We start from the raw sequence: 3599 nt of genomic DNA, 5'->3' as shown, positions 1-3599 counted from the left end.
AAATCAAATAATCACTATAAAGATCAAGCATATCCATTTAATTCCCTCCCTAAAATTAAGGGCGGAATTCTAATGCTTTTTAGTCAAACTACAAGTTTATGTGCGTAACATGAGTAACTTAATAAGTTCCTAGGCGCGAATAAGGTCGCTCCCACAAAATAATCTTGCCGGCAGTGAGACTAGAAAAGGACGAATAAAAGTTTTTTTATAAAATGCGTGATAAAATAAACTCTACCATTGCTACATCTTGAGCTGCTATACCCGAAAAATCAGCGATAATTTTTTGACCCATGAGTTTCTTTTGAGTAAGCGCTGAACCTAACTCTATTAGTTTATCTTCTATTGGATTATCTCGTTGGGCATGAGCAACGTCGCCAAATACTAAAGCTTGAGACATACTATCCACTACAATGCAATCTGCTTTTGTAAACAAGGCAGTACTTAATTCACGTTTATGTTCATCATCACTGCCTAAAGCAATAAAAGCTGAATAAGCATTAAAATTATCATTGCTAAAAAGAGGTGATTTTGCTGAGGTAGCAGTAAAGATAACCTCACAATTTTCTTGTAAGGCCTCTGCTGAATTAACCAGTTCGCAGTTGAGCGAGGTGAGTTTGGTTTGGTTTCGTGCATACCCATAAACAGTACAGCGAGGGTATTGCTTAAGTATTAATTCATGAAGCATTAAGGCCAATGAGCCACTACCAGCAATCCCGATAGTTTTGCACTCCCAAGGCAACAGCTCCATTACAATTAATCCTGCTAAAGCAGTACGGACAGTGGTTAAATAACCTTGATCCCGAAGCATTGCAATGGGAGCTCCTGTCTTACAATCGAAAACAAGAATAATTCCCTCAGCACCTAAAGCCGAACCATTAGCAATTTTAATTACAAAATCAGTGCTTCCTTGCCGGTAGGCACCTTTTAAATGACTATCACTGCTAAACTCGGGAAAATTAAAATGCATAGGCATGGGAACGGTATAAGCACCGGCTGAGAAATTTTTAAAAGCTTGTTTTAGGCAGCTAATTAGAACATTGAAGTTGTTTTTTAAATCGAGAAGATTTTTAATTTCATAAAGCTCAATTATTTTCACTTTAAAACCTAATTTATCGGGATAGCAATCCCTATTTTACTATAAAATCCGTCTAAATAGTTTGTTTTTTAGAATTAAAACGCCTGTCTTGGGTAAAATACGCGGTTATGAGCTACTATAATTTTAGGAAGAAGAGCTGGTTCGGCTTCAGCAATTAAATGGGAGCTATAGTATAAAAATCCTTAACTAAGCGTACCCAAGCTTTAAGGGTTTTCAATAGTTTGTATGCTCTAGAAAATCTGGAATAATTATTTAATCCCTGCGTCAGGGGCTACCATGTCTTAGTTTAAGCAGTTCTCTTTATTTTCATAGGTATTGAATGAAATATTTTGCCCAATTACTCAATACATTATTTTTTACCTACGGTCATTTGGACAAAATGACTGTAATTCAGGAGTATTTGGCCAGAACCCCGGATCCTGAACGAGGTTATGCCCTCGCTATTATGGCGGATAGCTTAAGTTTCCCAACCTTTAAACGTTCGTTAATTAAAGAGCTGATTCAAGAAAAAATTGATCCCGTGCTTTTTGAGTTATCCTATGATTATGTGGGTGATCTATCCGAAACTTTGGCTTTGCTTTGGCCGGAAACCCAAACCGTCAAACAAGAGCTTCCCTCTTTGGCTGAGCTTATTATCCAGTTTAACCATTTAGATAAAAATGAAATAAGACCCTATCTCGAATATTTATTAAATCAAAGCAATGCTACCGAACGCTGGGCTTTACTTAAGTTGGGTTTAGGGAGCTTAAGAATAGGCATCTCGGCACGCTTTTTAAAAAATACCTTGGCCAAATATGGTGGCGTTGATGTGCAAGAAATTGAGCATCTATGGCATGGATTACGTCCTCCTTATATTGAGCTTTTTTCCTGGTTAGAGAAAGGCTCTGCCAAGCCCTCCCTGGAAGATGCTATTTTTTTTCATCCGGTAATGCTTTCTCATCCCTTAAATGAAGAGGAGGTGGATAGCTTAATAACGAGTCAATTTAATTATGAGAAGAAATTTGATGGCATCCGAGTGCAAGTTATCTCTACGCCCCAAGGCAAAGCGCTATTTACGCGCACCGGTGATGAGATAAGCGCTAGTTTCCCAGAGGTGCTTGATTCTATTCATTCCAATGTAGTTTTAGATGGGGAATTGGTCATTATTAAAGACGGTGAAATAGGCAGTTTTAATCAATTGCAACAACGTTTAAACCGTAAATCGCTCACTAAGAAATTGCTCTTAGAGCTGCCTGCCGGCCTGATAGCCTATGATATTCTTTTTCTTGAAGGTCAAGATTTACGCCAAAAAAAATTAACAGCACGGCGAGATTTATTAGAAAATTGGTTCACTCATAATCGTGCGCCTAATATTGTTTTATCGGATTTGCTTCTTTTAAGGGAGGCGCAAACCCTGCAGCAATTAAAACAACAACTCTTAGCTGAAAACCATCCTGCTGTAGAAGGATTGATGATTAAACATAAAGAGAGTGTTTATATTGCGGGGAGACCCAAAGGCCTTTGGTATAAATGGAAAAGAGAGCCACTGACGGTAGATGCGGTATTGATGTATGCGCAAAGAGGGCATGGCAAGCGTTCCTCCTATTATTCAGACTACACCTTTGGACTATGGAGTAAGGATAAAATAGTTACTATTGGTAAAGCCTATTTCGGGTTTACTGATGCTGAGTTAATTGAGCTTGATAAATGGATCCGTACCCACACGATTCAGCGCTTTGGTTCGGTGCGTGAAGTAAAAAAAGAGCTGGTTTTTGAAGTATCTTTTGATGCCGTGAATTATTCATCTCGGCATAAATCAGGAGTAGCCTTGAGGTTTCCCAGGATTAACCGTATTCGTTGGGATAAACCTGTTGCAGAAATAGACCACTTAGAAACCTTAATTCAATTAATTAAAAACTAGGAAAGAAAATGAGGTCTCCACGGCAATGGATGGAAGTAAAAGCAGCAGGGCTCTTTTGTATTCCTGGGCAGTGTTATATCGACCCCATAGAGGCCGTCGACTGTGCTCTTATCACCCATGCTCACATGGATCACGCATGCCCTGGTCACAAAATGGTGTTTGCTCATTCCGATACTCTGGCAATGATGCAATTGCGTTATGGCGAGGACTTTGCTCAAAAGAGCACTGCTTTAGAGTATTTCCAAAAAATGACTCTTAATGAACTTGAATTTTATTTACTACCCGCAGGCCATATTTTAGGAAGTGCCCAAATTGTGATGGAATTCGCAGGACAGCGTTTAATTAATTCTGGAGATTATAAGCGCGTTTTTGATCCAACCTGCGCATCGTTTATAGCTGAATCCTGTGATGTATTTATCACGGAGGCAACTTTTAGCTTACCAATTTTTAAGCATCCTCCTATTGAGCAAGAAGTTAACAAACTTATTAACTCATGTTACGCACGGTCAATTTTAAGCTGCCATATTTTTAAGCTCCTGCCAAGCAATCTGGTTCGCTCTAAGAATCAATTTGTACTTAATAGCAAAGTGATTTAAATGAGTT

Annotated in this window: 3 protein-coding genes; 2 read left to right on the top strand and 1 reads right to left on the bottom strand. The window is 38.7% G+C overall.

The genetic code is table 11. The features are described from left to right. Nucleotides 1-205: 205 nt before the first annotated feature. Complete coding sequence (locus ELY15_RS14535) at nucleotides 206-1096, bottom strand: hypothetical protein (protein WP_127101284.1); 891 nt, start codon at nucleotides 1094-1096, stop codon at nucleotides 206-208. A 319-nt stretch (nucleotides 1097-1415) separates the two neighbouring features. Between ELY15_RS14535 and ELY15_RS14530 the strand changes: the two genes are divergently transcribed. After that, on the top strand, nucleotides 1416-2996 hold the full coding sequence (locus tag ELY15_RS14530; protein WP_127101282.1) for a cisplatin damage response ATP-dependent DNA ligase: 1581 nt from the start codon (nucleotides 1416-1418) through the stop codon (nucleotides 2994-2996). Between the two features lie 8 nt (nucleotides 2997-3004). Beyond that, nucleotides 3005-3592 carry an MBL fold metallo-hydrolase gene (locus tag ELY15_RS14525; protein ID WP_127101280.1) on the top strand — a complete coding sequence of 196 codons (588 nt, stop codon included), beginning with the start codon at nucleotides 3005-3007 and terminating at the stop codon, nucleotides 3590-3592. Nucleotides 3593-3599 lie beyond the last annotated feature (7 nt).

The organism is Legionella sp. km772 (assembly GCF_003989735.1).
Taxonomy (GTDB): Bacteria; Pseudomonadota; Gammaproteobacteria; order Legionellales; family Legionellaceae; genus Legionella.
This window is presented reverse-complemented; position numbering and strand designations above follow the sequence as displayed.

Coding starts and splice junctions, on each gene's coding strand:
- ELY15_RS14530 (WP_127101282.1), top strand. CDS start 1,416: ATGAAATATTTTGCCCAATTACTCAATACATTATTTTTTACCTACGGT.
- ELY15_RS14525 (WP_127101280.1), top strand. CDS start 3,005: ATGAGGTCTCCACGGCAATGGATGGAAGTAAAAGCAGCAGGGCTCTTT.